Source organism: Vibrio genomosp. F10 str. ZF-129 (assembly GCF_000287055.2).
In the GTDB taxonomy this organism is placed as follows: Bacteria; Pseudomonadota; Gammaproteobacteria; order Enterobacterales; family Vibrionaceae; genus Vibrio.
In genome coordinates, this window is the sequence record NZ_AJYQ02000084.1 from 1 (window position 1) to 622 (window position 622).

General features: G+C 39.9%; 1 protein-coding gene. It reads left to right on the forward strand.

All coding sequences use genetic code 11. From position 1 onward, the window contains the following. On the forward strand, nucleotides 1-480 hold a 480-nt coding region (locus tag A1QO_RS08380; RefSeq protein ID WP_017041073.1), incomplete at its 5' end, for a DUF2513 domain-containing protein. Between the last annotated feature and the right edge of the window lie 142 nt (nucleotides 481-622).

Sequence of the window (622 nt, forward strand, 5' to 3'; positions counted from 1 at the left end):
TGGTTTATTTGCCGCTTAGCAGAGCGTTATACAAATGAGGTAACTATGAGAATCGATGTCCAGTATATATCAAACTTACTTAGCGTATTCTTAGATTCAGAGAAGGCTCACATTACCTTATCTGAATTTGAGAGCGCTGGTGTGAAAATCTATACAGAGGACCGTAAAGGGTTAGATGAGAAATTCATTTTTCACGCCCAACTGTTAGTTGAAAATGGTTTAGTTAGTGACAAAGACCTTCGTTCTGAGTCGCTGAATACTTTTGGTATTTCATACAATAAGTCTGGCGGAATCATCGTTGAAAGAGATGTGCGTTTAACTCAAAAGGGTCATGATTTCGTTAGTGCATTGAACAATAAGGAAGTGTTAGAGAAGCTAAAGACCGAACTAACAAACGCTCCCTTCCGAGTATTGTTTGATGGCAGCCAAAAATTACTAGAGCATTACTTAACTAAAAAACTGGATGCATTGTTGGCGTAAATTTGTATAACAAAGCGTTCAAGACGGATTCCCAACGCTTGGCCATTTCGGCTTACTTCGATTTAAGTGTTTATGTCACAATGGGTTAGGTCGGGTGGTTGCGTTGTTCACCACTTAACGCGGCGTTAAGACTCGCTGTGAT